This window comes from Alphaproteobacteria bacterium, assembly GCA_019695395.1.
In the GTDB taxonomy this organism is placed as follows: domain Bacteria; phylum Pseudomonadota; class Alphaproteobacteria; order JAEUKQ01; family JAIBAD01; genus JAIBAD01.
The window spans coordinates 1-25,453 of sequence record JAIBAD010000016.1 but is presented as its reverse complement, the minus strand read 5'-3'; the positions used below and the strand labels follow the sequence as shown (position 1 = coordinate 25,453).

The 25,453-nt window shown below is 33.4% G+C and carries 23 protein-coding genes and 1 tRNA gene; 6 read left to right on the top strand and 18 right to left on the bottom strand.

Translation table 11 applies throughout. The features are described from left to right. Positions 1–49: 49 nt before the first annotated feature. The 3 genes from K1X44_04235 to K1X44_04225 form a co-directional block, all read right to left on the bottom strand. A complete protein-coding gene (locus tag K1X44_04235) occupies positions 50–751 on the bottom strand; it encodes an alkylmercury lyase family protein (protein ID MBX7146501.1) in 702 nt (233 codons plus the stop codon). Positions 752–816: 65 nt separating this feature from the next. Further along, positions 817–902 (bottom strand) — tRNA-Leu (locus K1X44_04230). A 69-nt stretch (positions 903–971) separates the two neighbouring features. Beyond that, positions 972–1,877, bottom strand: a complete 906-nt coding sequence (locus tag K1X44_04225; GenBank protein MBX7146500.1) for a DMT family transporter — start codon at positions 1,875–1,877, stop codon at positions 972–974. 146 nt (positions 1,878–2,023) lie between these two features. Between K1X44_04225 and rpe the strand changes: the two genes are divergently transcribed. From rpe to purH, 3 genes are read left to right on the top strand one after another with little or no spacing between them, the layout of a single operon-like run. Next, entirely contained in the window at positions 2,024–2,701 is a 678-nt protein-coding gene (rpe, locus tag K1X44_04220; protein ID MBX7146499.1) for a ribulose-phosphate 3-epimerase, read from the top strand. Beyond that, the gene (locus tag K1X44_04215; protein MBX7146498.1) at positions 2,698–4,413 is read left to right on the top strand and encodes a heparinase II/III family protein; all 1,716 of its coding nucleotides are present in this window, start codon (positions 2,698–2,700) and stop codon (positions 4,411–4,413) included. Before rpe ends, K1X44_04215 begins: the two co-directional genes overlap by 4 nt. Before the next feature lie 16 nt (positions 4,414–4,429). After that, complete coding sequence (gene purH, locus K1X44_04210; GenBank protein MBX7146497.1) at positions 4,430–6,019, top strand: bifunctional phosphoribosylaminoimidazolecarboxamide formyltransferase/IMP cyclohydrolase; 1,590 nt, start codon at positions 4,430–4,432, stop codon at positions 6,017–6,019. A gap of 1 nt (position 6,020) precedes the next feature. On the opposite strand, the gene K1X44_04205 is transcribed toward purH, so the two are convergent. The 8 genes from K1X44_04205 to K1X44_04170 all read right to left on the bottom strand — a co-directional run bounded on the left by K1X44_04205 (position 6,021) and on the right by K1X44_04170 (position 18,319). Next, a complete protein-coding gene (locus K1X44_04205; protein ID MBX7146496.1) occupies positions 6,021–7,277 on the bottom strand; it encodes an MFS transporter in 1,257 nt (418 codons plus the stop codon). Continuing rightward, positions 7,270–12,114, bottom strand: coding sequence for an NAD-glutamate dehydrogenase (locus K1X44_04200; GenBank protein MBX7146495.1), 4,845 nt, complete (start codon positions 12,112–12,114; stop codon positions 7,270–7,272). Before K1X44_04200 ends, K1X44_04205 begins: the two co-directional genes overlap by 8 nt. A gap of 105 nt (positions 12,115–12,219) precedes the next feature. Continuing rightward, positions 12,220–13,896, bottom strand: coding sequence for an adenylate/guanylate cyclase domain-containing protein (locus tag K1X44_04195; protein MBX7146494.1), 1,677 nt, complete (start codon positions 13,894–13,896; stop codon positions 12,220–12,222). Between the two features lie 12 nt (positions 13,897–13,908). Beyond that, a complete protein-coding gene (locus tag K1X44_04190; GenBank protein MBX7146493.1) occupies positions 13,909–14,895 on the bottom strand; it encodes a fumarylacetoacetate hydrolase family protein in 987 nt (328 codons plus the stop codon). Then, positions 14,892–16,028, bottom strand: coding sequence for a homogentisate 1,2-dioxygenase (locus K1X44_04185; GenBank protein ID MBX7146492.1), 1,137 nt, complete (start codon positions 16,026–16,028; stop codon positions 14,892–14,894). The genes K1X44_04190 and K1X44_04185 overlap by 4 nt, the downstream gene beginning before the upstream one ends. A 27-nt stretch (positions 16,029–16,055) precedes the next feature. After that, positions 16,056–17,192, bottom strand: coding sequence for a 23S rRNA (adenine(2503)-C(2))-methyltransferase RlmN (gene rlmN / locus K1X44_04180; protein MBX7146491.1), 1,137 nt, complete (start codon positions 17,190–17,192; stop codon positions 16,056–16,058). Positions 17,193–17,201: 9 nt separating this feature from the next. Continuing rightward, positions 17,202–17,723 carry an invasion associated locus B family protein gene (locus K1X44_04175; GenBank protein MBX7146490.1) on the bottom strand — a complete coding sequence of 174 codons (522 nt, stop codon included), beginning with the start codon at positions 17,721–17,723 and terminating at the stop codon, positions 17,202–17,204. A gap of 107 nt (positions 17,724–17,830) precedes the next feature. Beyond that, positions 17,831–18,319: an RNA methyltransferase gene (locus K1X44_04170; protein ID MBX7146489.1), complete on the bottom strand. Its 489-nt coding sequence runs from the start codon at positions 18,317–18,319 to the stop codon at positions 17,831–17,833. Positions 18,320–18,558: 239 nt separating this feature from the next. Between K1X44_04170 and K1X44_04165 the strand changes: the two genes are divergently transcribed. The 3 genes from K1X44_04165 to K1X44_04155 are packed head-to-tail and all read left to right on the top strand — an operon-like array spanning position 18,559 to position 21,397. Further along, positions 18,559–19,557: an asparaginase gene (locus tag K1X44_04165; protein ID MBX7146488.1), complete on the top strand. Its 999-nt coding sequence runs from the start codon at positions 18,559–18,561 to the stop codon at positions 19,555–19,557. Positions 19,558–19,565: 8 nt separating this feature from the next. Next, on the top strand, positions 19,566–20,810 hold the full coding sequence (locus K1X44_04160; GenBank protein MBX7146487.1) for a methyltransferase domain-containing protein: 1,245 nt from the start codon (positions 19,566–19,568) through the stop codon (positions 20,808–20,810). Between the two features lie 17 nt (positions 20,811–20,827). Then, positions 20,828–21,397 carry a methyltransferase gene (locus K1X44_04155; protein MBX7146486.1) on the top strand — a complete coding sequence of 190 codons (570 nt, stop codon included), beginning with the start codon at positions 20,828–20,830 and terminating at the stop codon, positions 21,395–21,397. Between the two features lie 3 nt (positions 21,398–21,400). Here K1X44_04155 and K1X44_04150 read toward each other — a convergent pair whose 3' ends face one another. The 7 genes from K1X44_04150 to K1X44_04120 are packed head-to-tail and all read right to left on the bottom strand — an operon-like array spanning position 21,401 to position 25,357. Continuing rightward, complete coding sequence (locus K1X44_04150; GenBank protein ID MBX7146485.1) at positions 21,401–21,895, bottom strand: DinB family protein; 495 nt, start codon at positions 21,893–21,895, stop codon at positions 21,401–21,403. Then, positions 21,892–22,917 carry an aspartate-semialdehyde dehydrogenase gene (locus tag K1X44_04145; protein MBX7146484.1) on the bottom strand — a complete coding sequence of 342 codons (1,026 nt, stop codon included), beginning with the start codon at positions 22,915–22,917 and terminating at the stop codon, positions 21,892–21,894. Before K1X44_04145 ends, K1X44_04150 begins: the two co-directional genes overlap by 4 nt. 21 nt (positions 22,918–22,938) lie before the next feature. Beyond that, positions 22,939–23,388 carry a 50S ribosomal protein L19 gene (gene rplS / locus K1X44_04140; protein MBX7146483.1) on the bottom strand — a complete coding sequence of 150 codons (450 nt, stop codon included), beginning with the start codon at positions 23,386–23,388 and terminating at the stop codon, positions 22,939–22,941. A gap of 54 nt (positions 23,389–23,442) precedes the next feature. Continuing rightward, on the bottom strand, positions 23,443–24,150 hold the full coding sequence (trmD, locus tag K1X44_04135; GenBank protein MBX7146482.1) for a tRNA (guanosine(37)-N1)-methyltransferase TrmD: 708 nt from the start codon (positions 24,148–24,150) through the stop codon (positions 23,443–23,445). Positions 24,151–24,172: 22 nt separating this feature from the next. After that, positions 24,173–24,694, bottom strand: coding sequence for a ribosome maturation factor RimM (gene rimM, locus K1X44_04130; protein ID MBX7146481.1), 522 nt, complete (start codon positions 24,692–24,694; stop codon positions 24,173–24,175). A 33-nt stretch (positions 24,695–24,727) separates the two neighbouring features. Next, positions 24,728–25,066 (bottom strand): 30S ribosomal protein S16, encoded by a 339-nt coding sequence (rpsP, locus tag K1X44_04125; GenBank protein MBX7146480.1) that lies wholly within the window; start codon positions 25,064–25,066, stop codon positions 24,728–24,730. Then, positions 25,067–25,357: a protein kinase gene (locus K1X44_04120; protein ID MBX7146479.1), complete on the bottom strand. Its 291-nt coding sequence runs from the start codon at positions 25,355–25,357 to the stop codon at positions 25,067–25,069. Between the last annotated feature and the right edge of the window lie 96 nt (positions 25,358–25,453).

Below are 25,453 nucleotides of genomic sequence, written 5' to 3'. Positions count from 1 at the left end.
CCTAAATAATTTATGTATTAAAATTAATCTAATTTATTAAAATTACAAATCAAAAATTTCCTTTTTGTATATCGAGATTCCAAAAATCATTTCTTAATCCAGCTTTATTAAAAATTCCTACTGCTTCTTCTATTGACCATTTTTGCCAATCTTTCCGATCATGCTGCCCGTACCAATGCTTAGCTAATTCTGCTGTTTGCTTTAAAGATATAACTTCACCTTTGGGTAAATTATGACGCAAAGCCCAGTCATCAACATCTTGTGTCTTTTTAAACGGAAGAACCATGGAACAATGGTGATGAACATTTTGCCATGCATCTTTGGGCCGAATAGCAAAATGGATAAAAATATCATTGTACACAGGTTCACCATTTTCGATAACAATATCAATATCTTCACATTCACCCGCAATTCTAGAATGAATGGTTAATTGACCTGGCACCAAAGACGCGACACCCAAGGCGCACCACATGCAGGGTGCCCACCAACCCTGGTGCGAATGTGTATCTTTTTGAATCCATGTTGCTGTTGGTGATATCGAAAAAGGATGGATTACCCACAAATTATACGAATTTGGATGAAGCACAATTCCATGGTTTGCTTCTAACCTTTTAAAAGATGATTTAACGTCATCAAGTGATACGTTAAGAAGCTGTGCTATTTCAGAAATATCTGGATTTTTACCTGTATCAATAATGCTTTTGATTAAGGTGTAATGCACCAAACTATCAATGGATAAATGTTCTGCCATAATATATACGCCACCTTATAATAAAAATAATTTAAGTATTATAATAAAAAATAATTTTAAATATATGGTGCCCCCTGCCGGACTTGAACCAGCACGACCAAAGGCCACTTGATTTTGAGTCAAGCGCGTCTACCAATTCCGCCAAGGGGGCAAGAACAAAACCTATCATAAGTAACATGTTGGGTTTGTAAATATCTTTTCTTATTATTTTTAATAAATATTAATTGGTTACAATTTCTGCTTTGGCTTTTTGCTGCAATTTTAAAATAATTGCATTGCCAAAAAGAACTAGCACGATACCCAAAATCGCCATAAAGGACCAATGATAATCTTCAAAAAAGGTTGATAAAGCTAAAGCAACAATAGGAAAAATAAGAACTGTATAGGATGCTTTATCTGCACCTATTAATCCCACCAAAGATAAATAAGCCCCAAAAGCAATAACTGTTGCAAATAAAGATAAATAAATCATCGACGCCACATAATGAAAAGAAGGATCAAACTTAAAGGGTATACCTGCCAAAATTACAAATACAAAAGAAAAAAAGGACCCATAAACCATTCCAACTGTATTACTTTCTATAACACCAATATTTGCCTTTTTATGTCGTACGGCAATAATATTACCAAAAGACGCAGATAAAGTTGCAAGTAAAGCAATACCTAAACCCATAATAGTTTGTTTTGAAAGATGGGTTTGAGCAATTTCTGGATAAAAAATACATATTAATCCAACCAATCCTATAAATGTTGCCCCAATAACTTTTTTATCCATTTTATGTTTAAGAAATAACGCTGTATTCAAAATATTCATAACGGTAATTGTTGAAAACGCAACCGCAACCAGCCCACTTGTCAAATATGTGCTTGAAATATAAATCAGTTGATAATTTAAACCAAAAAGAAATAATCCTTGTAAAGCCATAAAAATATGGTCTTTAAAAGAAAAATGTAATTTGCGCTTTGTACAAAAGCAGTAAATCAAAAGAATAAAAGCTGAAATCATAAAACGGTATGTTACAGATACTTCTGATGGGACAATACCGAATTGAAATTTAATAGCTAACCAGGAACTTCCCCAAATTGCTATAGTTAAAAAATAAAATAAAAAAATTGTGAAGTTCATAATTTTAGAAATAAATAAGAAAAGAATAACCTATATCTAGCAGGTCATTTAATGATTAGCAAGTGATGGCAACACAAACCTTACATTTTTAGAATTTACTTTCGACAAAGATAATCTATATTTGTTACTTTAAATAGAGGTAAAAGATGAAACAACCTGTTTTAATTGGGCCATCAATTCTCGCTGCCAATTTTGCCAATCTTGGTGAAGAAATACAATTAATTACAAAAGCAGGAGCAGATTTTTTACATCTTGATGTGATGGATGGTCATTTTGTACCAGTAATAACTATTGGTCCACAAATGATAAAAGCTGTTAGGCCCCATTCCACCTTACCTTTTGATACACATCTTATGATTATGAATACTGTTAATCATGTAGAAATGTTTGCCCATGCTGGTTCAGATACCATTATTATTCATCCTGAAGAAGATGCACATATTCATCGATCAATTCAGAAAATTAAAGAATTAGGAAAAAAAGTTGGGGTTGCTTTAAATCCTGGTACCCATCCCATAGTTATTGATAATATTCTAGGTGATCTTGACCTTATTCTTGTGATGACTGTTAATCCTGGTTTCGGAGGACAAAAATTCATCACCAGTCAACTTGATAAAATTGTTGCTATTCGTCAACGCATTGACCAGTTAAATATAGGAAAAACTATTGATCTTGAAGTTGATGGTGGTATTAACTTTGATACAGCATCCTTAGTAGTAAAAGCAGGTGCCAATCGGTTAGTTGCGGGAACAGCTGTATTTGGGGGTGGTTCATCTTTTTATGCACCTAATATAAAGAAATTAAAAGAAGCTGCCCTTAAATGATGGACACATTTATCCACGCCTGGCGTAGGCGTATGGCTTCAAAAACGCCAAACTTGATTGCGTCACGTAAAGAACCCAAATGGATTAAGCACAAAATTGCTTCTCAATTTCAATTTTTGACCAAAAGTTGGATTTATCAAAAAACATTATTACAACATCCATTATCTTTTAATCTTTTAGATTGGTCCGATAATTGGCCCGGCAATGCAGAGCATGGCCAAAGTTTAATTCAAGAAGTTGCAGATTTATTTGATGAACAAGACAATTATAATTTAGCACCTTTATGGAATAATGAAGAAGCTGATTTATTTTGGCTCCAAGAACTTCATGGTTTTATTTGGCTTAGAGATTTAAGAGCCGTTGGTGGTGCAACAGCTAAACAAATGGCCAGATTATTAGTCAAAAGTTGGATTACATTAAATAGCCATGTTAATTTTCCTGCTTGGAATCTTGATGTTACAGCTAATCGACTTGCCTTATGGTTAGGTCATATAAATTTTATTATTCCAGAAAATGATGATGATTTTTTAGAAGAATTTACACTTTCAGTAACCAGACAAACACAACACCTTGCAAGAGTTTTACCAGGCACCCTTATTGGCAGTGATCTTTTATATGCGCTTAAGGGATTTATTGTGGCTTCCCTCTTTCTTAACTATTCACCTTGGCTAGATAAAGCCATCAACTTTTTGAAGACAGAGATTCATAAACAATTTTATGAAAATGGAGCCCACATAGAATGTTGTCCCTCTCAATATCTAACACTTTTAAAGCATTTCATCGATCTTAGATCTATTTTTGCAAGTTTAGGTTCTGCCGTGCCAGAATGCATTCAAGACGTTATTGATGGTTTAGTCCCAAGTTTAAAAAAAGTTACACATGGTGATGGTAAACTTGCCCTTTTCAATTCTTCTTATGAAGAAGAAGATTGGAATATTGATATTATTCTTAACCAAGCGTCACCCAGAAATAAGAATAAATATCAAGCTCATCAAATTGCCTCACCCCAAGGAGAATTTCATAAATTATCTGCAGGCCGTACAATTGTTATTGCTGACTGCAACAATATTCCACCACGTGGATATGATCGCTATATTCACGCAAGTTGTTTAAGTTTTGAAATGAGCGTAGGCAGAGAAAGACTAATTGTAAATTGTGGTTCTTATCCCGGGCAAAGCGAATGGGCAAAATTTCAAAAAAATACTGCTTCCCATTCTACTTTAGTTGTTCATAACACAAATTGTATGATGTTTTTACCTGATAAAACTATAGGACGCGGACCTACTTCTGTTACATCAAAACGTCATGAAATTGACGGTAATATTTGGTTAGAAGCAAGCCATGATGGATATGCCTATTTTTTTGGTATCCTTCATAAAAGGCGGTGGCATCTAACTAATGAAGGTGACATGCTTGAAGGTGAAGATCATATTATAGGCCCAGGGGGATATCAGATTATGATTCCTTTTCACCTTCACCCTCATGTTCATACATCACTCTCCCATAATTCTCAAACTGCACTATTAAGATTACCCAGTGGATCTGGTTGGCGGTTAAGGACATCAATTGGTGAAATGACACTTGAAGAAAGTATTTATTTTGGCCAATATATGGTTATGGAAAAAAGCCAACAATTGGTTATTAATCATTTACCTATGACACCTGAAGTTATTGTCCAATGGTCACTTACCCGTGAAACACGTTCTAGATAAAAATCCTAATACAAATATACATCCTGATCTTGTCCCAATTAGACGGGCATTGATTTCTGTTTCTGACAAAAATCATCTTGTTGAATTCGCTCAAAAACTTATCGAAAAGAATATCAATCTTATTTCAACAGGTGGATCAGCAGCATTATTAAAAAATAATAATATTCATGTGACAGAAGTAAGCGAATATACAAATTTTCCCGAAATCCTAGATGGACGTGTCAAAACGCTTCACCCAAAAATTTATGGGGGTATTTTAAACAAAAGACATGATGAAGCTCATCAAAAACAAGTGCTAAATCACCATATTGATATGATTGATTTAGTAATTGTAAATCTTTATCCTTTTATTGAAACTGTGCAAAAACAATCAGATGATGAAACTTGTATAGAAAATATTGATATTGGGGGACCATCTCTTATCAGGGCAGCTGCTAAAAACCACGCCTATGTTACAATTATTACAGACCCCAATGATTATCAATTGATACTTGATGAACTTAATAAAAATGATAATCGTATATCATTGGCTTTAAGACAAAAACTTGCCTATAAAGCCTTCCAATATACATCATATTATGATCAAGAAATTGCTAAATGGTTTAACCAAAAAATACATACTCAACGCACTAATCAAGCAATTGAATGGCCGGAAGAATTAATTTTAACAGGCCATTTACAGCAAAAACTTCGGTATGGAGAAAATCCCCATCAAAAGGGCGCCCTTTATAGTTTTGATCACAAAACAAAACCGGCAATACAACTTCAAGGTAAAGAGTTAAGTTACAATAATTTAGTTGATTTTGACGCAGCTTATAATTTGATTAAAGAATTTAAAAAACCTGCCGTTGCTTTCATAAAACATAACAATCCATGTGGTGTTGGATGTGATGATAACCTTGAACAAGCTTTTGATAAAGCTTTATCATGCGATCCAATAAGCGCCTTTGGGGGTATAGTTATTTTTAATCAACCCATTACGGAATTTTTAGCCCAACAATTAATTAAAAGTTTTTTTGAAGTTATTATTGCGCCTAATATTTCTGAAGAATGTCAAAAGATTTTGGCACAAAAACCCAATCTGCGTGTTTTAATCCCCCAAATTTTACAATCAAATTTAGCAAATCAATTGGATATCAAACGTATTCACAATAGCTATTTAGTACAAACTATTGATAATCAGGAGATAATACCTGATCATTTAATTACAAAAACAAAAATTGTACCAACACCTGATCAAATTACCCAACTTTTATTTGCTTTAAAGGTGTGTAAACATGTTAAATCCAATGCGATCGTCATTGCAAAAAACGAAGCCACCATTGGTATTGGAGCTGGACAAATGAGCCGTGTTGATTCAGTCCAACTTGCAATTACAAAAGCTAATCAAAACATATCCACATCAAATAATAAACAGACGTTAAATGCTGTTCTTGCTTCTGATGCCTTTTTTCCTTTTGCCGATAATATTAAATTAGCTGCAGCGGCAGGCATTAAAGCTATTATTCAACCGGGCGGAAGTATCCGCGATCAAGAAATCATTGATGAAGCTAATCATCATGAAATTGCTATGGTGTTTTGCCAAGATAGGCATTTTAAACATTAAATTAATCGGACGCAGAAGGTTCCTTAACAAGGAATAAAAGGATAATACCCAAAACAAAGAATAAAAGTATTGTCCCCATACCCATTCTTTGGCTTTGATACATATAGGTAACCCAAGCTAAAATTGCCGGTCCAAGAAAAGATGTAATTTTACCTGCCAATGCATAAAGACCAAAAAATTCTGTAACAAGTTCTGATGGAACGATGCGCAACATAAAAGACCGACTAGCAGATTGAACTGGGCCTAAAAAAACCCCTAAACTTAAGGCCAAGATATAGAACCACACTTTTTCGTGTACCAAAAGTAATATAAAACCTATAATAAGTATCATAAACAGAGAAAATAATATTGTACTTTTAGCACCAAAAAAATCATCAATCCAAGAAAAAATTAATGACCCTAATCCAGCAGTAACATTTAATAAAATACCAAAAATTAATACTTCTTCCTGGGACATACCAAAGCTTCCTGCGGCAAAAATACCCCCAAAAGTAAAGAGTGTATTTATCCCATCAATATAAATCATTTTTGCTAATAAAAAACGAGCTATATCTTTATAATGAGCTAATTTATAAAGTGTATTTTTTAATGTTCGCAATCCTTGAAAAACTACTTTCATATTCCATGTTTTTTTATTCTTTTTTTCATGAACCCATAAAAAAATAGGAAGCGAAAAAACTGCAAACCATATCATACATAATAAAAAAGTTGCTCTGATATGTTCTGATGCATTTTTATCTAATGGCAAAATAGATGGATCAGGCATTACGAACAAAAACAAAGCAATAAGAAGACAAACAAGACCACCAAAATAACCACATCCCCATCCCCAACCTGACAATCTACCCACATGAGTTTTAGGTACCAAATCAAGCAACATAGCATTATAAAAAACTGTTGCCATTTCAAAACCAATTGTTGCAAGACTTACTAAAATCAATGCCAAATTTATATCATTGGGATTAGGTCGGACGAACCATAAACCACCAGTTGCTAAAATACATAAAAAACTAAAGAAAAAAAGCCATACTTTATGACGCCCACTCTGATCCGCAATAGCACCAATAACTGGACTAATAAAGGCAATGATTAATCCTATAAGGCTCATTGCGTTACCCCATAAAGCTGTGCCTTGTTCGGTATTTTGAACAACAGCTTGCATAAAATATGTACTAAAAATAAATGTACTTACAATCGTAGGAAAAGCCGAATTCGCCCAATCATAAAGACACCAAGCAATAACAGATTTTTTATTCATGGCGCATATGAATATGGTTTTCAATAAAACTTCTAATTTGTCTATTCGCAACAGCTAATCTCGCAAGATCAAATGGGGTTTTTGCCTGCCGCATTTCAGATAATAAATTTTCTGTCCGTATAATAAAAGATTGGGAACTTTGCACCCAATCTTTTATAGCTTGGAGCATGTCCTCTTTATTAAGATCTAAATTTCGATTTAAAAAAGCAATTGTTAATTCATTTTGATGACTATTAAAATCATCAAGAATAGCTGTAACTGCCATACGGTCCCAATGATTATCTTTATTTATATTGTCTGCGGCTTGACGTAACCAATCTAATGAAAAATATTCGCCCATAAGAAAATATATTTTTGCAACCAAATGCACAGGTTTTGATGTAATTTGGCTAATTCTTACGATATCTAAAGATGGTGCTAAAAACGCTAAAGATTGAATAGAATAATTCAATTCATCTGATATTCCATAAGAACTAGCTTGTTCTATTTTTTCTAAAAGTAATTGTTTATCTTTTTCTTGCAATAGTTCCATCAGATGAGAAGATAAATATTTTACACCTACACCATAACTTGCAATATGTTCTGTTACATCTAAAGAATGCAATTCATGTTTTAAAAACCATATTGTTGCAGTTTCTGCCAAAACATTAATGGTATTAAACATCTCAATTTGTTTACTTGTTTCAATTTTATTATCCAAACTTTCTATCGATGCCCATAATTTTCGTAATTCAAACACCGTTCTCGTCATAGCATAAGCCCGTGCAATATCAGGGGCTGACATCCCAGTTCTTTCATTCATAACAAAAACAAAAGTGGGGCCTACTCTATTAACTAAACTATTGGTAACAGCCGTTGCAATAATTTCACGCTTCAATTGATGTTGCATAATCTCTTTATCATAAAGATCACCCAAAACTTTTGGAAAATAATTAATTAAATCTTCTGTTAATTGGGGTTCATCTGGCAAATCTGAGGGTAAAAGTTCAGCATAAAGTGTCATCTTTGCATAAGCCAATAACACAGCTAATTCAGGGCGTGTTAAACCTTGTTGATTGGCTCTACGTTGTTTAATAACCTCATCACTTGGCAAAAATTCTAAAGCTCTATCAAGTTTACCTAGCTTTTCAAGATTTTTAATAAAACGAGATTGTTGATCTAATTGATGATAACCTAATGAATGCACAATACTTAAAGCTTGGCTCTGCAAATAATTATCTCTTAAAACAAGTTGTGCTACTTCATCCGTCATACTAGCTAACAAATGATCTCGTTGTTCAAGAGTCATTTGACCAGACCGTACAATTTTATTTAAAAGTATTTTAATATTTACTTCATGATCTGAACAATCTACACCTGCTGAATTATCCAAAGCATCCGTATTAATTTTACCTCCCTTAAGAGCAAATTCTATACGTCCATTTTGTGTGATACCTAAATTTGCACCTTCCCCAATCACTTTACATTGAAGATTCAAACTATCCACACGTACAAAATCATTTGCTTTATCTCCAACTTCTCCATGTGTTTCTGAGCTAGCTTTAATATATGTTCCAATACCCCCAAAAAATAATAAATCGACAGAATGGCACAATAAAATTTTAATAATAGCATTAGGTGTTAGTTGATCAACATCAACTCCTAAAAAAAGTTTAATTTCTGGTGTAAGTTTTATTGATTTTGCTTTTCGATCAAAAATACCCCCACCTGCAGAAATAAGATCTTGTTGATAATCCGTCCAACTGGAACCAGGCAAATTAAATAACCTTTCCCGTTCCTTCCAACTTTTTTCTGCATCCGGATTAGGATCGATAAAAATATGCAAATGATTAAAAGCTGCTAATAATCTTGTATGTTTTGAAAGAAGCATACCATTCCCAAAAACATCGCCGGACATATCACCTACACCAATACATGTAAAATCTTGACTTTGAATATCACGGCCCATCTCACGAAAATGGCGTTTGACTGTTTCCCAAACACCCTTGGCCGTAATACCCATTTTTTTATGATCATAGCCTGCAGAACCACCTGAAGCAAAAGCATCATCAAGCCAAAATCCATAATTTCGTGATAAGCTGTTTGCAATATCAGAAAAAGTTGCGGTACCTTTATCTGCCGCAACAACCAAATAAGGATCATCATCATCATGCCTTATGACCTGCACTGGGGGGTGTACTTTTTCTGCGGATAGGTTATCTGTGATATCCAAAAGACCACGTACCATAATTTTGTAGCATTCAATTCCTTCAGCTATATAGGCATTACGATCATTAGTAAGAGGTGGTTTTTTTACAATAAACCCCCCTTTAGATCCTACGGGCACAATAACAGAGTTTTTAACCATTTGTGCTTTCATTAAACCTAATATTTCTGTACGGAAATCTTCCCGTCTATCCGACCATCTCACCCCTCCGCGTGCTACTTTTCCACCACGCAAATGAATTGCTTCAACTCTTGGACTATAGACAAAAACTTCTACCATTGGATGGGGTAATGGTAATTCATCGATTGCAGACGAATTAAGTTTAAAAGATACATATGATTTATAATAACCATCTGACGTTTTTTGATAATAATTTGTTCTTAAAGTTGCATTAATAACATTAAGATAACGCCTTAATATCCGATCTTGATCCAAATTTGAAACTGTATCTAACTGTTTAACAATTTGATTTTTAATATCTTCTGGTAAAAGTTTTGTCCGTAAATCTTGTTTTTGCGGATCAAAAAGCGATTCAAATAACTCTACTAACTTAATTGTTAAAGCACTATAACCTGCAAGTGTTTCTTCCATATAAGATTGGCTAAAGGGTATAGTAATTTGTCGTAAATATTTGCAATAAGCACGCAACATTGTCACTTGACGCCAATTAAGTCTTGCAGACAGAGTAAGACGATTAAATCCATCATTCTCCATTTCTTCAGACCATACTTTTTTAAAAGCTTCGTGAAAAATTTCTCTAACTTTACGAATATCTAAATCTTTAATTGCTGAAGAATTAACTACAAAATCATGAACCCAAACTTTTTTACCTAATCCTTGGGGTGAAATTTCATAAAATAATTCACTTTCAATTTTTAACCCCATGTTTTCAAGCATAGGAAGCACATCAGATAGGACGATTTGCGTCCCAGCATTATAAAGTTTTAATCCTAAATAATTTTCACCTGCTTCCATAGATTTATAAAGGTTAAGGGCAATATCATTATCTTTAATAGCAATTTCCATATAGGCAATATCAACAATTGCTGTTTGCGCCGTAAATTTTTCTTTATAACTCGTGGGAAAAGAATTACTGAATTGTTCAATATAAGATGAAGCTTTTATATCCCCATAGCTTTCAATAAGGACGTTTTTCAATCGATCCACCCATGAACGGCCCGCTTCAATTAATTTCTTCTCAACATCATCCAAATCAATTTCTTTTTTATCATCAGACAAAGTAACAATAATATGGATACGACATAAAGTTGACTCCGTCATATGTGTATAAAAAGCAACTACATGGCCACCAAAAGCACTAACTAATATATCCTGAACACGTTGCGCAAGATAAAGATCATATCGGTCACGTGGAACATAAACAAAGCAAGATGCAAATCGATCTAATAAATCCCGCCTGACAAATAGTGCAATTCTTTGGCGTTCCTGGAGATACAGAATTCCCATTGCAATATCATAAAGCTCATCTTGGGATGCTTGAAAAAGTTCATCTCGTGGATAAGTTTCCAAAATATGCAATAAAGCTTTACCATCATGACTATTCGATGCAAAATTAGCACGTTTCAAAACATAGTTAACTTTACTTCTTAAAAAAGGAATAAGTTTAGAATTTTGATTGTATGCTACTGACGTAAAGAGACCAACAAACTGTCTAAGCCCAATTATATGTCCATTTGAATCAACTTTTTTGATACTAATAACATCAAGATAACTTGACCTATGAACTGTTGCTCTTATATCTGCTTTTGTAACTAGCAAAAATTCTGAGCTATTGATTAAAAATGTAGCCTCTAAGGTTTCTTCAGGATTCTGATATTGATTCTTGTAAATAGGAAAAAGTGGGTCGCGCAAAATACCAAGACCACTTTTTAAATTAACATGAACTTTTGTCTTGGCGTCTTGACATTGATAATCACGATACCCTAAATAAGTAAAATGATTTTCATCAAGCCACATTAAAAAATTATTCACCTCTTGACTATCTTGCGAAGATAAATTTTTACAATATTTCTCTATTTCTTCACGGCATTCTTTATTCTTGTGACGCATATTTTGCCAATCTTCCACGGCCCTTCGTACATCCCATAAAATCTTTTCAAGCAACGTTTCAATCGCTTTTAATTTTTCTGGTAAATTTTGCTCACTAATCCTTATTTGCATATAAGATTCAACAATTGTATTATTACCTTTAATCTTACGAATATTATTGTCACGATAAAGAGATACAACCGGATGAATGACAAGATTAATATTTATAGATTCACGATTAAGAGCGGCTGTAACAGAATCCACTAGAAACGGCATATCATCATTGACAATTTCAATCACAGAATAAGGCGCATCCCAACCATCTTTTTCATAATTAGGAGAATAAGCTCTTATTTTTGGTTTATGTGTAGATCTTTGTTCTCCGAATTCCCATAAAGATAAAGCTGCCATAAAAAGAGTTTCTGCTCTTTCTTCTAAAATATCATCTGCAGCTATATTTGAATAAAAAGAACGAATAAAAAATTCGATCTCTTGCATTTTTGCGCGTTCAATTTTTGCATATCCTGCGTTAATAATATCTTCAATAAGTTCTGTTTTTAATTTTTCGGTTCGCCGTAACATATCCAATCTCATATAAATTGTGAAAGGGAATTATGATGAAATAAATCGTTTTATATTTATACTAAGTAATTCTTTAATAAAAAAAAGTGTTTTTTTTAATTTAATTTAATTTTTAATAATTTTTGAATCTAATTCATGAATATCAGAAACAATAAAGACAATTAAAGGATCCTGTTTTCCTCTAATTTGTAAGGTATGAGATTGAAGCTGACTTGTATCTAATGTTGAATAATGAACCATATTTTCCGATAAAATTAATTGACAAGAAAAATCTTTTGTTAAACCTTCAAGACGACTAGCTGTGTTAACTGTATCACCAATCGCTGTTGTTGATACTGCATGAGCATGCCCCATTTCACCAATAACAACCGGCCCAATATGAATTCCAATACCAATACGTAAGGGTTCTGGTAAATCATGGGCTAAAGACTCATTAAGAGATTCTAAATTTTTTACCATTTGTTTTGCAGCTTCAATCGCTTGTTTTGAGGCAATTTGCGGTGTTTGACCAATACCAAATAGGGCCATTACTCCATCTCCTATAAATTTATCAACATGCCCACCCGCTTGTTCTATTGCAGTCCCCATCGCTCTGAAATATTTATTAAGTAAAAAAACAATATCATAAGGTAATTTATGTTCTGATAATTTTGTAAAAGCTCTTAAATCAGCAAAAAGCACAGCTATTTCTTCTTCACGTCCATGCAGATATGCTTTTTTATAACTATCCTTTGGCATAATTGTAGGAGGTAAAAGAGGTATGACACTTACATTTTCTATTGGTTTAATTTGGCAAGCCAACCTAACATTTGGACCAGCTTTTATACGATTTAATACTTTCTGCTCTTCTAAAGAAGGTGGGGGAATATTTTCTAAAGGTGACAGAATTTGTACCCGGCATGTTGAGCAACGACCACGTCCCCCACATATTGAAGCATGAGGAATATTATGTAATCTACTTGCTTCAAGAATACTCATCCCCTTTTGGATAACAGCTTTACGGTCATCTGGGTAAGTAATTGTAATATAATTTTGTCTTAAAATTAAAAAACGGCACAATCTTGCTACTAAAACAAGAATAACTAAACTTACAAAACCTATCTGTCCACGAACAAAAAAGTTATGAATTATAGAAATTTGCTCAGCTGTTGGTAATTTTATAAGAACAGCCTGTGCCCCAAACCAGTCCGGATTTTGCATTAATCTTTCAACTTCACGCCCTGCTGTAATAAACCCCAACAATGAAAAAATTGGGAGCAGAAGGGCCAAACTATAAAAAAATTTAGATATATTAGAATAGAAACTTTTCATTCTAAGCCAAAAGTGAATGCCTATACATCCATGAATCCACGCAGTAATCATCACAACAATTTGTTGAACTCCAATCCATGGTTCCCAAACCCAAAGAGACATCAAAACATAACTGTAAAGATCTTGTAACCCAAAAATTTGATGTGCAACCCTAGTTGCTAATATATGGATAAGAAGTAAGGGAGGTATAAATAATCCTGTTCCCAATTGGATTATTTCCCACAGAGGCATACGTAAAGTATTACGTCGATAAAGAGACCATAAAGCAAGAACTGCGTGTATAAAAAAAGAACCATACAAGATCGTAGTTATAATTGGATTCCGCCAAAAAGTGATAAAAATCACTCTACCAGCTTCCATAGCATCTAGAGAAAAAAGTCCTAATGTGTGATTTAAAAAATGACTTATTAAATAAAAAAATATAACCAATCCAGTTCCAAGACGCAGATTCTGGATTAAATAATTTGACATATTTTTTAACAATCAATCATGGTAAGTATAAGGTACCACCTTTTGGTGAATCGTTCCAAAAAGATTAATATTATTATGATCTAGCATTTCAATTTTTATCTGATCACCAAATTTTAAAAAAGGTGTAATTGGTTTACCTGTTTCAATTATTTCTAACATTCTTTTTTCTGCGAGACATGAAGAACCACAATCATAATCCTTATTAGATACTGTTCCAGAACCTATAATTGTCCCTGCTATTAAAGGTCTTGTTTTTGCTGCATGTGTAATAAGATCAGCAAAATTAAATGTCATATCAATCCCAGCATTTGGCCAACCAAAAATTTTATCATTTAAATACGTCAACAAAGGTAAAGATACCTTGAAATCATTCCAAGCATTCGATAATTCATCAATTGTTATGGCTACTGGAGAAAATGCTGTCGAAGGTTTGCTCTGAAAAAAACCAAATCCTTTCGCCAACTCATTTGGTATCAAATTACGTAAAGACACATCATTAACTAACATCAATAATTTAATGTGTTGACCTGCTTTAACTGAATTTATTCCCATTGGAACATCATCTGTAATGACCGCAACTTCTGATTCAAAATCAATTCCCCAATTTTCATCAGCAAGACTAATAGGATCACAAGGGCCAAGAAAACTATCCGATCCACCTTGATACATCAAAGGATCTGTCCAAAAACTTGCAGGCATTTCGGCACCACGAGCCTTACGCACAAGCTCCACATGATTAACATAAGCCGACCCATCTATCCATTGATATGCCCTAGGTAAAGGAGATGTACATAAATTAGAATCAAATTTTTTTCTATCGTTTAATAAACCTTTATTAAGTTGGTTATATAGATTATCAAGAATAGGTTGATTGTTTTTCCAATCATCAAGTGCCATCTGCAAAGTTTGAATAGGAGCTTCAATTGTATAATACAAATCACGGCTTACAATCATAAGTCTACCATCACGAGTATTATTTTTATAACTGGCTAATTTCATTTTTTTACACTGTTGCTCCAACTTTGTACGTAACCATTCCATTCTATTTGGGACGCAGTATTTCCTACCTCTAAGGCATCTCGTGCATCAATCATAACCGCATATTCGTCTGTTGTTTGCTTCTTTGGCGTAAACATATTTTGTAATGCTTTAGGATGAGGTCCATGGGTAAATCCACATGGATGGAATGTAACCATACCAGGATGAATATTATCACGGCTAAAAAAATCTCCCGCATGATAAAAAAGAACTTCATCATAATCATCATTATTATGAAAAAATGGTACTTTTAAAGCACCAGGATCCGTTTCAAAAGGTCGTGGTGCAAATGTGCAAACTACAAAACGATTAGCTACAAAAGTTGTGTGGGCCGAAGGTGGCACGTGGTATCTATGGCTCATCAATGGGCGAATATTTGAAACATTAACCCTGACAGGAATAAGATCTCCTTTCCAACCCACAGCATCCAAAGGATTATAAGGATAAGTAACCGTTGAAATTTCTTGTCTTCTTTTTATTTTTATTTTCCATTGGCCTATATTTTGCTGTTGTGCCAAAAAAAACTCATCAATCCTTGGGGTATCTAATAAAGCAGGATCAAAAATTGCATGCGGTCCCATCATACCTTTGTCTGGCAAAAGATAACTCCCATTCGTAGCTTCAATTAATAAAATAGACATTAATTCTTGGCATTCTATCCGCCACATAGTTCCACGTGGCAGTACAATATAATCACCCTTCGCAATAGATAAGTGCCCATAATCACAATAAAGATGGCCTTCACCTTGATGAATAAATAACAATTCATCACCATCAGCATTACGTGCCAAATGATCCATATTTTTATCAATAGTCCAATACCGCATGCGCACTGAATTATTATAAAGAATATCGGACGCATTCCATGGGGAAGACATAGAAGAATTAATTTTTGTTAAATCAAAAGCACGTGGCCTTAAAGGTCCTTCCCAATCAATCCACCCTGTCGGTGGATTTTTGTGATACATATGTGTAGCCGGGCCATAAAAACCTTCTTTACCTAATTCTCGTTCATACGTACCTTCTGGTACATCAGCGTGTGCTTGCCTTGAAGTATTTCCTTCTGTCTTAGGAAAATATATATAGTTTTTCATTTTTTACCTCTTACAACATGTACCATATTAAACATGTCTATGATTGCCAAATTTCTTTTGGCGTTCACTCATAGATTTAAGCTGACCACAGGCTGCCATTATATCTTCACCCCTAGGCATTCGTACCGGTGCCGCATATCCAGCTTTAAAAACAATATCACTAAATTCTTGAATAGATTTATCAGTAGATCGTTCAAAGCCAGAGCCAGGCCAAGGATTAAAAGGAATTAAATTAATTTTTGCATGTATATTTTTTAAAAGACGGACAAGCTCTTTTGCATCGGAAGGCGTATCATTAATACCCTTTAACATAATATATTCAAATGTAATTCTTCGTGCATTACTCAAAGACGGATAATCTTGGCAAGCTTTCAAAAGTTCAGCAATAGGATATTTTTTATTAAGAGGAACCAATTGATTACGTAAATCATCACGTACAGCATGTAAAGAGATTGCAAGATTTACCCCCAATTCTTGTCCGCATTGCCTAATCATAGGCACAACACCCGCTGTTGACAGCGTAATTTTTCTTTTAGAAATAGCAATGCCTTCAGGATCCATCACAATTTTTAATGCTTTAGCAACATTTTCATAATTATAAAGGGGTTCACCCATACCCATCATAACAATATTAGAAATTGCCCGGTCTCCTGTTGCAGGAGGCCATTCATTTAATTCGTCACGCGCAACCATTATTTGATTTACGATTTCAGCAGATGTTAAATTACGAACCAGTTTTTGTGTTCCTGTATGACAAAATTGGCAATTTAAAGTACATCCAACCTGAGAAGAAACGCATAAAGTACCTCTACTTTCAGTAGGTATATGGACTGTCTCTATTTCGTTGTGATCGGAAAACTGTAAAAGCCATTTACGCGTTGTATCTGTTGAAGCTTGACTTAAAGATATTTGCGGTCGACTAATTAAAAAATGTGTATTGAGCAATGTTCGTAAACTTTTGGAAAACGTGGTCATGTGATCAAAATCGGTAATACCCCGATAATAAATCCAATGCCATAATTGCTTTGCACGAAAAACTGGCAAACCAATAAGTGATAATTCTTGAATAAGCTCCTGCCGGCTTAATCCAATAAGTTGTTTTTTTTCTTCAACTGTATCTAATTTAGACGGTAAAGATAAATTATAAGCTTCTATTGGTTGCATTGTTTCTATTTAAGGTTGAACATTACAAGCTTTGCTCATAGCAGCATAAGCTTTACCAAAACCATTTAAAGAATAACTATCTTTAGTTTTCACATTTTTATCATTAGTTCCCGTAATCGATAGGCTAGATGCTTTTTTCATAGCTTGTACAATTTTTTTATCTGTCGCTGAATCTTTGGCCCATGCTTTATCCTCTTGGGTAAAGAAATTAAATTTTTCTCCTTTTTCAATTTCTATTAAAGCTTCACTTCCTGTTTTATAAGAATAACCAGCAACAAAACTTACAGTATCAAATGTATTATCAGCAGGACGATGAGTAACAAGAAGATAAACCCTATTACGTGCGGGATCCGTTTTTTCTACTTTAGAGGCGTCACTATGAATAAAACAACCTTTTTTACCATTTTCCATAAATGATACAGCTTGCCAATTACCAAATTTTCCTAAATCTGTTTCTTGGGCATATCCTTGTATTGCATGTAAAAAAATATTCGTTATAACCCACATTCCTAAAATAATTTTATACTTCATAATATTGCAACTTCCTCTTTCATAAAATATTGCTTAAATTGATTTAGATTTTTCAAGCCCAACTCTATAATAATTTATCATCCTTAAAAGTCTATTATATTTCTTATTTATTTTCTTATCTGTTGTCCTCCTGCACGAACTGGTCTTTCTGCAAAACGCCCTAAACTAATCATTCTATCATACATAACAAGAGCACCTGCTAAACTTAAATTGATACAAAAATCTGTTGGTATCCGCACAATATGATGACACTTAGCTAAAATTTCTCCTGATAAATTACCTTTTTCAGGTCCCAAAATATAGGCCGCACGCTGGGGATGACGAAAACTTGGCAAATTAATTGCCCGGTCAACCAATTCAACCCCAACCAACTGACAACCTATAGGTAAATCCATGTCATCAATACTTTTCCATTTATAGACAGGACAATGTTCCACCGCATGAGATGTATCTGATTGCTGAATAGAACGCCAATCTAGTGAAGATCCAATAGTAAATGTAAAACTAGCACCAAAGGCATTAGCTGTACGCAAAAGTGCCCCTAAATTCATAGATTTACTTATATTTTCTGCCCCGATAGCAAAATAACCACGCATAACTATATCATACCAAAATTATTTATTAGTTTAATTGTTATTTCTTAAAATTTCAAAATGTCTTTTACGTTTAATTTTAATATAAATTAAAAATTTTATATAGCTTAATAAGAATTTTATTTAGAATTTATTATTAAAACTGTAAACTGTTTGCAAATTACTTCTTCAAACGCTATGTTTCACTAACTTTAAAAAACTAACAGTCGAAATTAGTATTAAAATACATTGGATTTTAAATTTTGTCATCATCATCATTTTTAAACGTTGAAATAACCAGAGGAAATAGTACAGAAAGTTGTCACCACGTTCATGCTGTCATTAGTGACTCTGAAGGTAAAATAATTAAAAGCTGGGGTGATTACAAAAAATCTGTTTACCCAAGGTCAGCTATTAAACCTATACAAGCTATTCCTTTAATTGAAACTGGGGCTTTAGATCATTTTAATTTAACTAATAAAGAAATTGCTCTTGCTTGCGCATCTCATTCAGGTGAAGAAGAACATGTAAATATAGTAACTGCATGGCTTACAAAAATAGGCTGTCGCCTTGAAGATCTAGAATGTGGCATTCATAAACCTTCTTCATCTGCAGCCTATAAAAATTTAATTCTTAATCATAAAGCACCAACAGCTTTACATAATAATTGTTCAGGTAAACATACCGGTTTTTTAACAACAGCACGTTATCTTAATGAGGATATAAAAAATTATATTCATATCGATCACCCTGTACAACAAAGAGTTCTGGAAACATTAAAAAAAATATGTGGCATTAATAGTAATCAATTTGCTTATGGAATTGATGGATGTGGCATACCAGTTATTACTATTCCTCTTCATAATATGGCTCAAGCTATGGCTAAATTTGCAAATCCTAGAAATTTGGAACCCGCAATTGCTAAAGCAATCCAAAGAATTACCCAAGCTGTATCAGAATATCCAGTCTTAACAGGTGGAACTGAGGAATTTTGTACAGAGGTTATGAAAACCACAGGCAAAAAAGCAATTATCAAAGTAGGTGCTGAAGGTGTTTATTGTGGCTATTTACCAGAAAAAGGATTGGGGGTAGCACTTAAAGTCGAAGATGGTGCCAAACGCGCTGCAGAAGCAGCAATGGGTTATATTTTAAATTTTCTAGGTGTTTTTTCTGAAGAAGACAAAATAACTCTTAAGAATTTTCTTAATCCTCATATTAAAAGCTGTGCTGGTAAAGTGGTTGGAAACACGATTATAACGTAAATATAATTATGCAAACTTTTATAGATCCTGTCCAGAAACATTATGAAACTTATCCCTATCCCCCACGTAAACCGGAAGACGAAAAACATCGTCTTATTGAAGGGTACCCTAGCCATATTCTGGAAATAGACCATTACATTTTTGGGGGTAAAATTGGACAGCAAAAAGATATACGTATTTTAATCGCAGGTGGGGGTACAGGTGATGCAACCATTATGCTTGCACAACATCTTAAAGATAGAAATTTAACTGCAGAAATTATTTATCTTGATCAATCCCAAGCTTCTTTAGATATAGCAAAAAAAAGAGCAGAAATAAGAGAATTAACTAATATAAAGTTCATTTTAAATTCTCTTGAAAAATTACCTGAATTAAATCTCGGATTTTTTGATTATATCGATTGTTGTGGGGTACTACATCATCTTGCCAATCCCGCTGAAATATTAATGCATTTAAAAAAATCCCTTAAACAATATGGGGGAATAGGGTTAATGGTTTATGGATTAATTGGCAGAACCGGTGTCTATGAATTGCAAAATGCTTTAAAACGTTTGGTAGCAGATCAACCTATGGCAACACAAATTGATCTAGCAAAACGTCTCTTAAAACAGCTTCCTTCAACAAATTGGTTTATCAAAAATACCATTGTCAAGGATCATTTGCAAGCAGGCGATAGTGGGCTTTATGACCTTCTCCTACACCATCGGGATCAAGCTTATACAACAGACCAGTTAGCACATCTTATCGACCAAACAGATTTAAAAATTATTTCTTTTATTGAACCATGGCGTTACAATCCCCACTATTATATTTCTGATGGTGCACTTTTAAAGCAATTAGATAAATTGACTTATATTGAACGAGCAGCTCTTGCGGAAGAACTGGCCGGAAATATGAAAATACATGTCTGCTATATTACACATAAAAATAATTTTCCACCCATTATGAATGAAATTAATGATAATCAAGCTGCACCTATTTTACGACATCGTAATGGATTGGAATTAGCAAAAGCAGTTAAAGGCAAAGATAATATCCAAATTACTCTAGATAATTTACCTATAGTTTTTCCTATACCTCGTCTTAGTGGACCAATTTTAAATTTAATTGACGGAAAAAATTCTCTAGAAACAATTTATAATAACCTTAATAAAAAACAAAATTTAACATGGGACGTTTTTAAAAATGAATTCCATTCCCTTTATAGGGTTTTTAATGCTATTAACCAAATGTTTATTTATTATCCTAATTAATTATAAGTAGATGTTGAATGTTTAAAGAACTTGGTGTTTTTTTTAAAAGTTGGTTACGTTCCCCGTTACAAATTGGTGCTATTTTTCCTAGTAGCCGTGATTTGGCAAAAGCTATTGTCGAACAGATTCCAGATGAAGATGATGGATTAATTATAGAGCTGGGTGCAGGTACTGGGGCTATTACACAAGCATTATTAGATAGTGGAATTGATCCCCAACGTTTAATTATTATAGAGCGTGATGATAATTTTTTTCTCTACCTCAAGAAAAAATTTCCTGAACTTCTTATTATTAATGGAAGTGCTGAACATCTAGAAGAGCTTTTAGATTTTAAGAATCACAGAGTTCAAGCTATTGTTTCAAGTCTTCCCTTTATGTCCATGAAACAATTTCAACAATGGGCAATTATAAAACCTTGTTTCAGGGTTTTGGGATATAACGCACCCTTTATTCAGTTTACATATAGTTTTTCATCCCCCTTACCTTATAAAGATTTTAATCTCTCAGCTGAGCTAAAAAAAAGAGTTTTCACAAATTTCCCTCCAGCTAGTATATGGGTATATAAAAATTTATATAGAAATATTTAATATTTATCTTTCAAAATAAAAATAAATTTGATCTAATTCGGGTGGCTGTATAGGTGTATCCATCAACATATTGTGAATTTGTCCACGATGATGTGTTTGATGATTAAAAAAATGGGTTATAGCATAGCCTAAAATTATTTCTTTGGATTCACCTGCCATGTTTTTATAATTAAATTTCTGGGAAAAATCTTTATCTTGGTATTTTTCCATAAATTTTAAAATACAATCATCTTGTTCATAACAAGCATTTTTTAATGAAAGAAAATCATTAAATAAAACAAGGTCTAATCTTTTAAAATTTGGTAATTGACCCGAAAAACGATCTAACCATATTTTATTTGCTACGAAAAGATGATTTAAAGTTCCCAGAATAGATTTAAAAAAAGCCGGTCTTTCCTTGGCAATTTCTTCAAGCGAAAGTTCGCCACATGTTTGATATAACTTATTATTTGCCCAATGATTATAATGTGCTAAATAAATAAAATATTCTTTATTCATTTTTTTTCTAATTGGTTAAAATATTTTACAAGATAGTGAATTAAATGAACAATATTAAAAGCAAATCCACATTTTAAATTATCACCAGCCAACCATAATGATAATCCATTTTCTACGGTAATATCTGAACGAATACGACTGATGAATATTCTATCTTCACCGTTAATTTCTGCTGGCGTTACATATCCTTCATCTGTGCGATAATCCATAAGAGATACAAGAGGTGATTGTTTTAAAATTTTACGAACCGTATTAATTTCTATTTCCTTTTTAAATTCTATAGTTAAACTTGCTGCATATCCAACAAAAACAGGAACCATTACACACGTAACTGTCCCTTTAATTTTGGGATCAATAATTTTTTTTATTTCACATATTAAATTCCACTCTTCACTTGTCTCCCCTCCTTCTAAAAAAGTTCCTATATAGGGGATAACATTAAAAGCTATCTGTTTAGAAAAATGTTCATAAACCATAGGTTGATTAATATAAAGGGACCGTGTTTGATTAAATAATTCATCCATCCCTTCTTTGCCACTGGAAGAAACAGATTGATATGTTGATACCGTAAATCGTTTTACAGTAAAATTATCGTGCAAAGGTTTTAAAGCTAATGAAATTAAAGCTGATAAAGGTGATGCAACAGAAATTATTTTAGGTAATTTAGAAAATTTTAAGGAACTAAAATTTACATAAGAAACAATAAGAGGAATTTGAGGATTAAACCGAAATTTTTCTGTTGTATCTATCAAGATACATTCTGGATTTAATTTATGTAAAATCTGGCTATGATTTAAAAGTAAATCAAGATTAATAACAATATTAATATTTTTAAAATCAAATTGATCAAGAATGTTAATATTTAGGACTTCTTTTTCACCGTAAGAAATTGTCGTCTTATCCAATTTTTTATTGGTATTAAGAACATGAATATTTTCTTTAGGAAAAAATTCAGATAAAGCAGACAAAAGCTGGTTGCCATAATAACTTACAGCACCAATAACTGCTATTTTAGGTTTCATTAACGAAAGCTAAATATAATTTTATGCAGAAGCTTTAGCCTTAGCTCTTGTTTTACTTTTCTTTTCAACAGGCTGGGTTTGCTCTTGAATTTGCGTATCTGCCTCTTGATAAACATCAACTTTTTCTGCAATACGTGCAGCTTTACCTGTTAATCCTCTTAAATAATAAAGTTTAGCACGTCTTACATCACCATGACGTACAACTTCAATATTGGCAACAAATGGGCTATAAAGTGGAAATACCCGTTCTACTCCTTCACCATAAGAAATTTTTCTAACTGTAAAAGAAGAATGCAATCCTGCATTACGTCGTGCGATACAAACACCTTCAAAAACTTGGACGCGCTCACGATTACCTTCAACAACTTTCACACTGACCTTCAATGTATCACCAGGTGCAAAATTTGGGGGCGTGCCTTTTGCTGTTAATTTAGCAATTTGCTCTTGATCCAACTGATTAATAGTTACCATAATTTTGCTTCCTTCATAATTCAATTTTAATCTAAAACGCTTTCACGCTTTTTACTATTTTGGTGTCTTTTTATCCAGCTGATATTTTGCCCACAAATCCGGTCGTCTTTGTTGTGTTAACTTTTCAGCTTGGGAAAAGCGCCAATCTTTAATACGCTGATGATCACCAGATAACAAGATATCAGGTACTGATACTTCTTGCCATATAGCAGGTCGCGTATAATGATGGTATTCTAATAATCCTTGCGCAAAACTCTCTTCTTGTAAAGTATCCTTTTGCTTTAAAACACCAGGCAATAATCTAACACATGCGTCAATTAAAGCAAGAGCTGCAGGTTCACCCCCAGAAAGAACAAAATCACCCAAACTAATTTCTTCCATTTGATGCGCATCAATAACACGTTGATCTATACCCTCATATCTTCCGCATAAAAGAATAATACCAGAACTACTTGCTAAATTTTCTACAACTTTTTGGGTTAAGGGATATCCTTTGGGAGTTAGATAGATTTTTCTTGCTGATGGATTATTTTGGACCGCTAAACACATAGATTCATGAACAACATCCGGACGCATAACCATACCTGGGCCACCACCAAAGGATGTATCATCAACTGTTTTATATTTATCCGCTGTAAAATCTCTAATATTAAGGGTTTTTAGCGACCAAATCCCTATTTCTTTGGCCTTACCTGCAAGTGAATATTGCAAAGACCCTGGAAACATTTCTGGGAAAAGAGTTAAAACTTGAACATGCCACATAATAATTTTTATACAATTAAATTTAATTTTGATTGAGACAGTAAGACGATTCTATACGGATCTGCCTTAAAGTAAGATCAATTTCTGGTACTGCTTTTAAGGTAAATGGTATCATAATTTCTGATCCATTCTTTTCTCTAATTTCAAGAAAATCCCCAGCACCAAAATTATGACAAGCTATTATTTTGCCTAACAAAAGACCATTTTCATCAATTACAGACAGTCCAATTAGATCTGTTTGATAGTAATCCTCTTGATCAACTAAATAAGGCAATTTTTCTCTTAAAGCATAAAGTTTCGTGTTCTTAAAAAGAATTGCTTGATCACGGTTATTGATGCCATCAATAGCTGTAATTACTATATCATTTACGATACTTTTAATTTTAAAAGTAAAAATCTGTTTTTGCTCTTGATCATACAAGGGTTGATATTTTTCAATATCTTGAGGATTGTGCGTAAAACATTTTATTTTTACCAAACCTTTGACACCATGAACTTTTATAATTGTACCAACAAAAACTAAAGAACGGTCAACAATAACTATTTACCTTTGGTTTATATCAAATACTCTAACAAACTATGCCGCTGCTGGTTCAGTTGGCTCTTTAGTTGCACTTTCTGCTTCTTTCAAACGAGCCTGGGCCTTAGCTTTTGGTAAATGTTTCTTTGTTTGATCATGTTTAGCAGGGGCTGAGATCAATCCAATTGATACCATAAACATCGCAACACGTTCTGTTGGTTGTGCGCCAGCTTTAAGCCAATATTCCAAACGTTCTTTTTGTAAAGCAAGACGATTAGAATCATCACGAGCAAGTAAAGGGTTATAAGTTCCTACTTTTTCTAAAAAACGACCATCTCTTGGAGAGCGAGAATCAGCAATTACAACATGATAATATGGTCTTTTTTTTGAATTGATTCAAACGACGTGTTTTCTCACCTTGAGGTTCAGATAAGCGAAAAAGACAAACTCACAAAAGAAGGAAAAAAAACAACTTAAGAGTACAGAATTGTCATCTGGATCGTCCAAAAACTTTATGATCGAATCAAAACTTGGACGTTTTTGAGGATCAGGATGCCAACACTTCTTGATGAGCCTTTTGAATTTCAGCGGCCAATTCTCGTTTATTGCAGGTCTCTCTTTTTTGTGAACCACTAATTTTTCCAGGTCCCAAGTAGGAACTCCTTGCCAAGGCAAATCTCGTTCCAATGTCTCCCATACCCTGGATTTTAATGTGAACTCTTGAATACAATTATTATTTTTCCTTACACTATTGCGAAACTATAAACATCTGCCTTTTCATCA

What these genes read in the sequence shown, in the direction of transcription:
- rpe (MBX7146499.1), top strand. Translation starts at nt 2,024, where the DNA reads ATGAAACAACCTGTTTTAATTGGGCCATCAATTCTCGCTGCCAATTTT.
- K1X44_04145 (MBX7146484.1), bottom strand. Translation starts at nt 22,917, where the DNA reads ATGAAACCTAAAATAGCAGTTATTGGTGCTGTAAGTTATTATGGCAAC.
- K1X44_04205 (MBX7146496.1), bottom strand. Translation starts at nt 7,277, where the DNA reads ATGAATAAAAAATCTGTTATTGCTTGGTGTCTTTATGATTGGGCGAAT.
- K1X44_04170 (MBX7146489.1), bottom strand. Translation starts at nt 18,319, where the DNA reads ATGCGTGGTTATTTTGCTATCGGGGCAGAAAATATAAGTAAATCTATG.
- rlmN (MBX7146491.1), bottom strand. Translation starts at nt 17,192, where the DNA reads ATGCAACCAATAGAAGCTTATAATTTATCTTTACCGTCTAAATTAGAT.
- K1X44_04150 (MBX7146485.1), bottom strand. Translation starts at nt 21,895, where the DNA reads ATGAATAAAGAATATTTTATTTATTTAGCACATTATAATCATTGGGCA.
- K1X44_04155 (MBX7146486.1), top strand. Translation starts at nt 20,828, where the DNA reads ATGTTTAAAGAACTTGGTGTTTTTTTTAAAAGTTGGTTACGTTCCCCG.
- K1X44_04185 (MBX7146492.1), bottom strand. Translation starts at nt 16,028, where the DNA reads ATGAAAAACTATATATATTTTCCTAAGACAGAAGGAAATACTTCAAGG.
- rplS (MBX7146483.1), bottom strand. Translation starts at nt 23,388, where the DNA reads ATGGTAACTATTAATCAGTTGGATCAAGAGCAAATTGCTAAATTAACA.
- K1X44_04195 (MBX7146494.1), bottom strand. Translation starts at nt 13,896, where the DNA reads ATGTCAAATTATTTAATCCAGAATCTGCGTCTTGGAACTGGATTGGTT.
- K1X44_04215 (MBX7146498.1), top strand. Translation starts at nt 2,698, where the DNA reads ATGATGGACACATTTATCCACGCCTGGCGTAGGCGTATGGCTTCAAAA.
- trmD (MBX7146482.1), bottom strand. Translation starts at nt 24,150, where the DNA reads ATGTGGCATGTTCAAGTTTTAACTCTTTTCCCAGAAATGTTTCCAGGG.
- K1X44_04190 (MBX7146493.1), bottom strand. Translation starts at nt 14,895, where the DNA reads ATGAAATTAGCCAGTTATAAAAATAATACTCGTGATGGTAGACTTATG.
- K1X44_04160 (MBX7146487.1), top strand. Translation starts at nt 19,566, where the DNA reads ATGCAAACTTTTATAGATCCTGTCCAGAAACATTATGAAACTTATCCC.
- K1X44_04200 (MBX7146495.1), bottom strand. Translation starts at nt 12,114, where the DNA reads ATGTTACGGCGAACCGAAAAATTAAAAACAGAACTTATTGAAGATATT.
- K1X44_04175 (MBX7146490.1), bottom strand. Translation starts at nt 17,723, where the DNA reads ATGAAGTATAAAATTATTTTAGGAATGTGGGTTATAACGAATATTTTT.
- K1X44_04225 (MBX7146500.1), bottom strand. Translation starts at nt 1,877, where the DNA reads ATGAACTTCACAATTTTTTTATTTTATTTTTTAACTATAGCAATTTGG.
- K1X44_04235 (MBX7146501.1), bottom strand. Translation starts at nt 751, where the DNA reads ATGGCAGAACATTTATCCATTGATAGTTTGGTGCATTACACCTTAATC.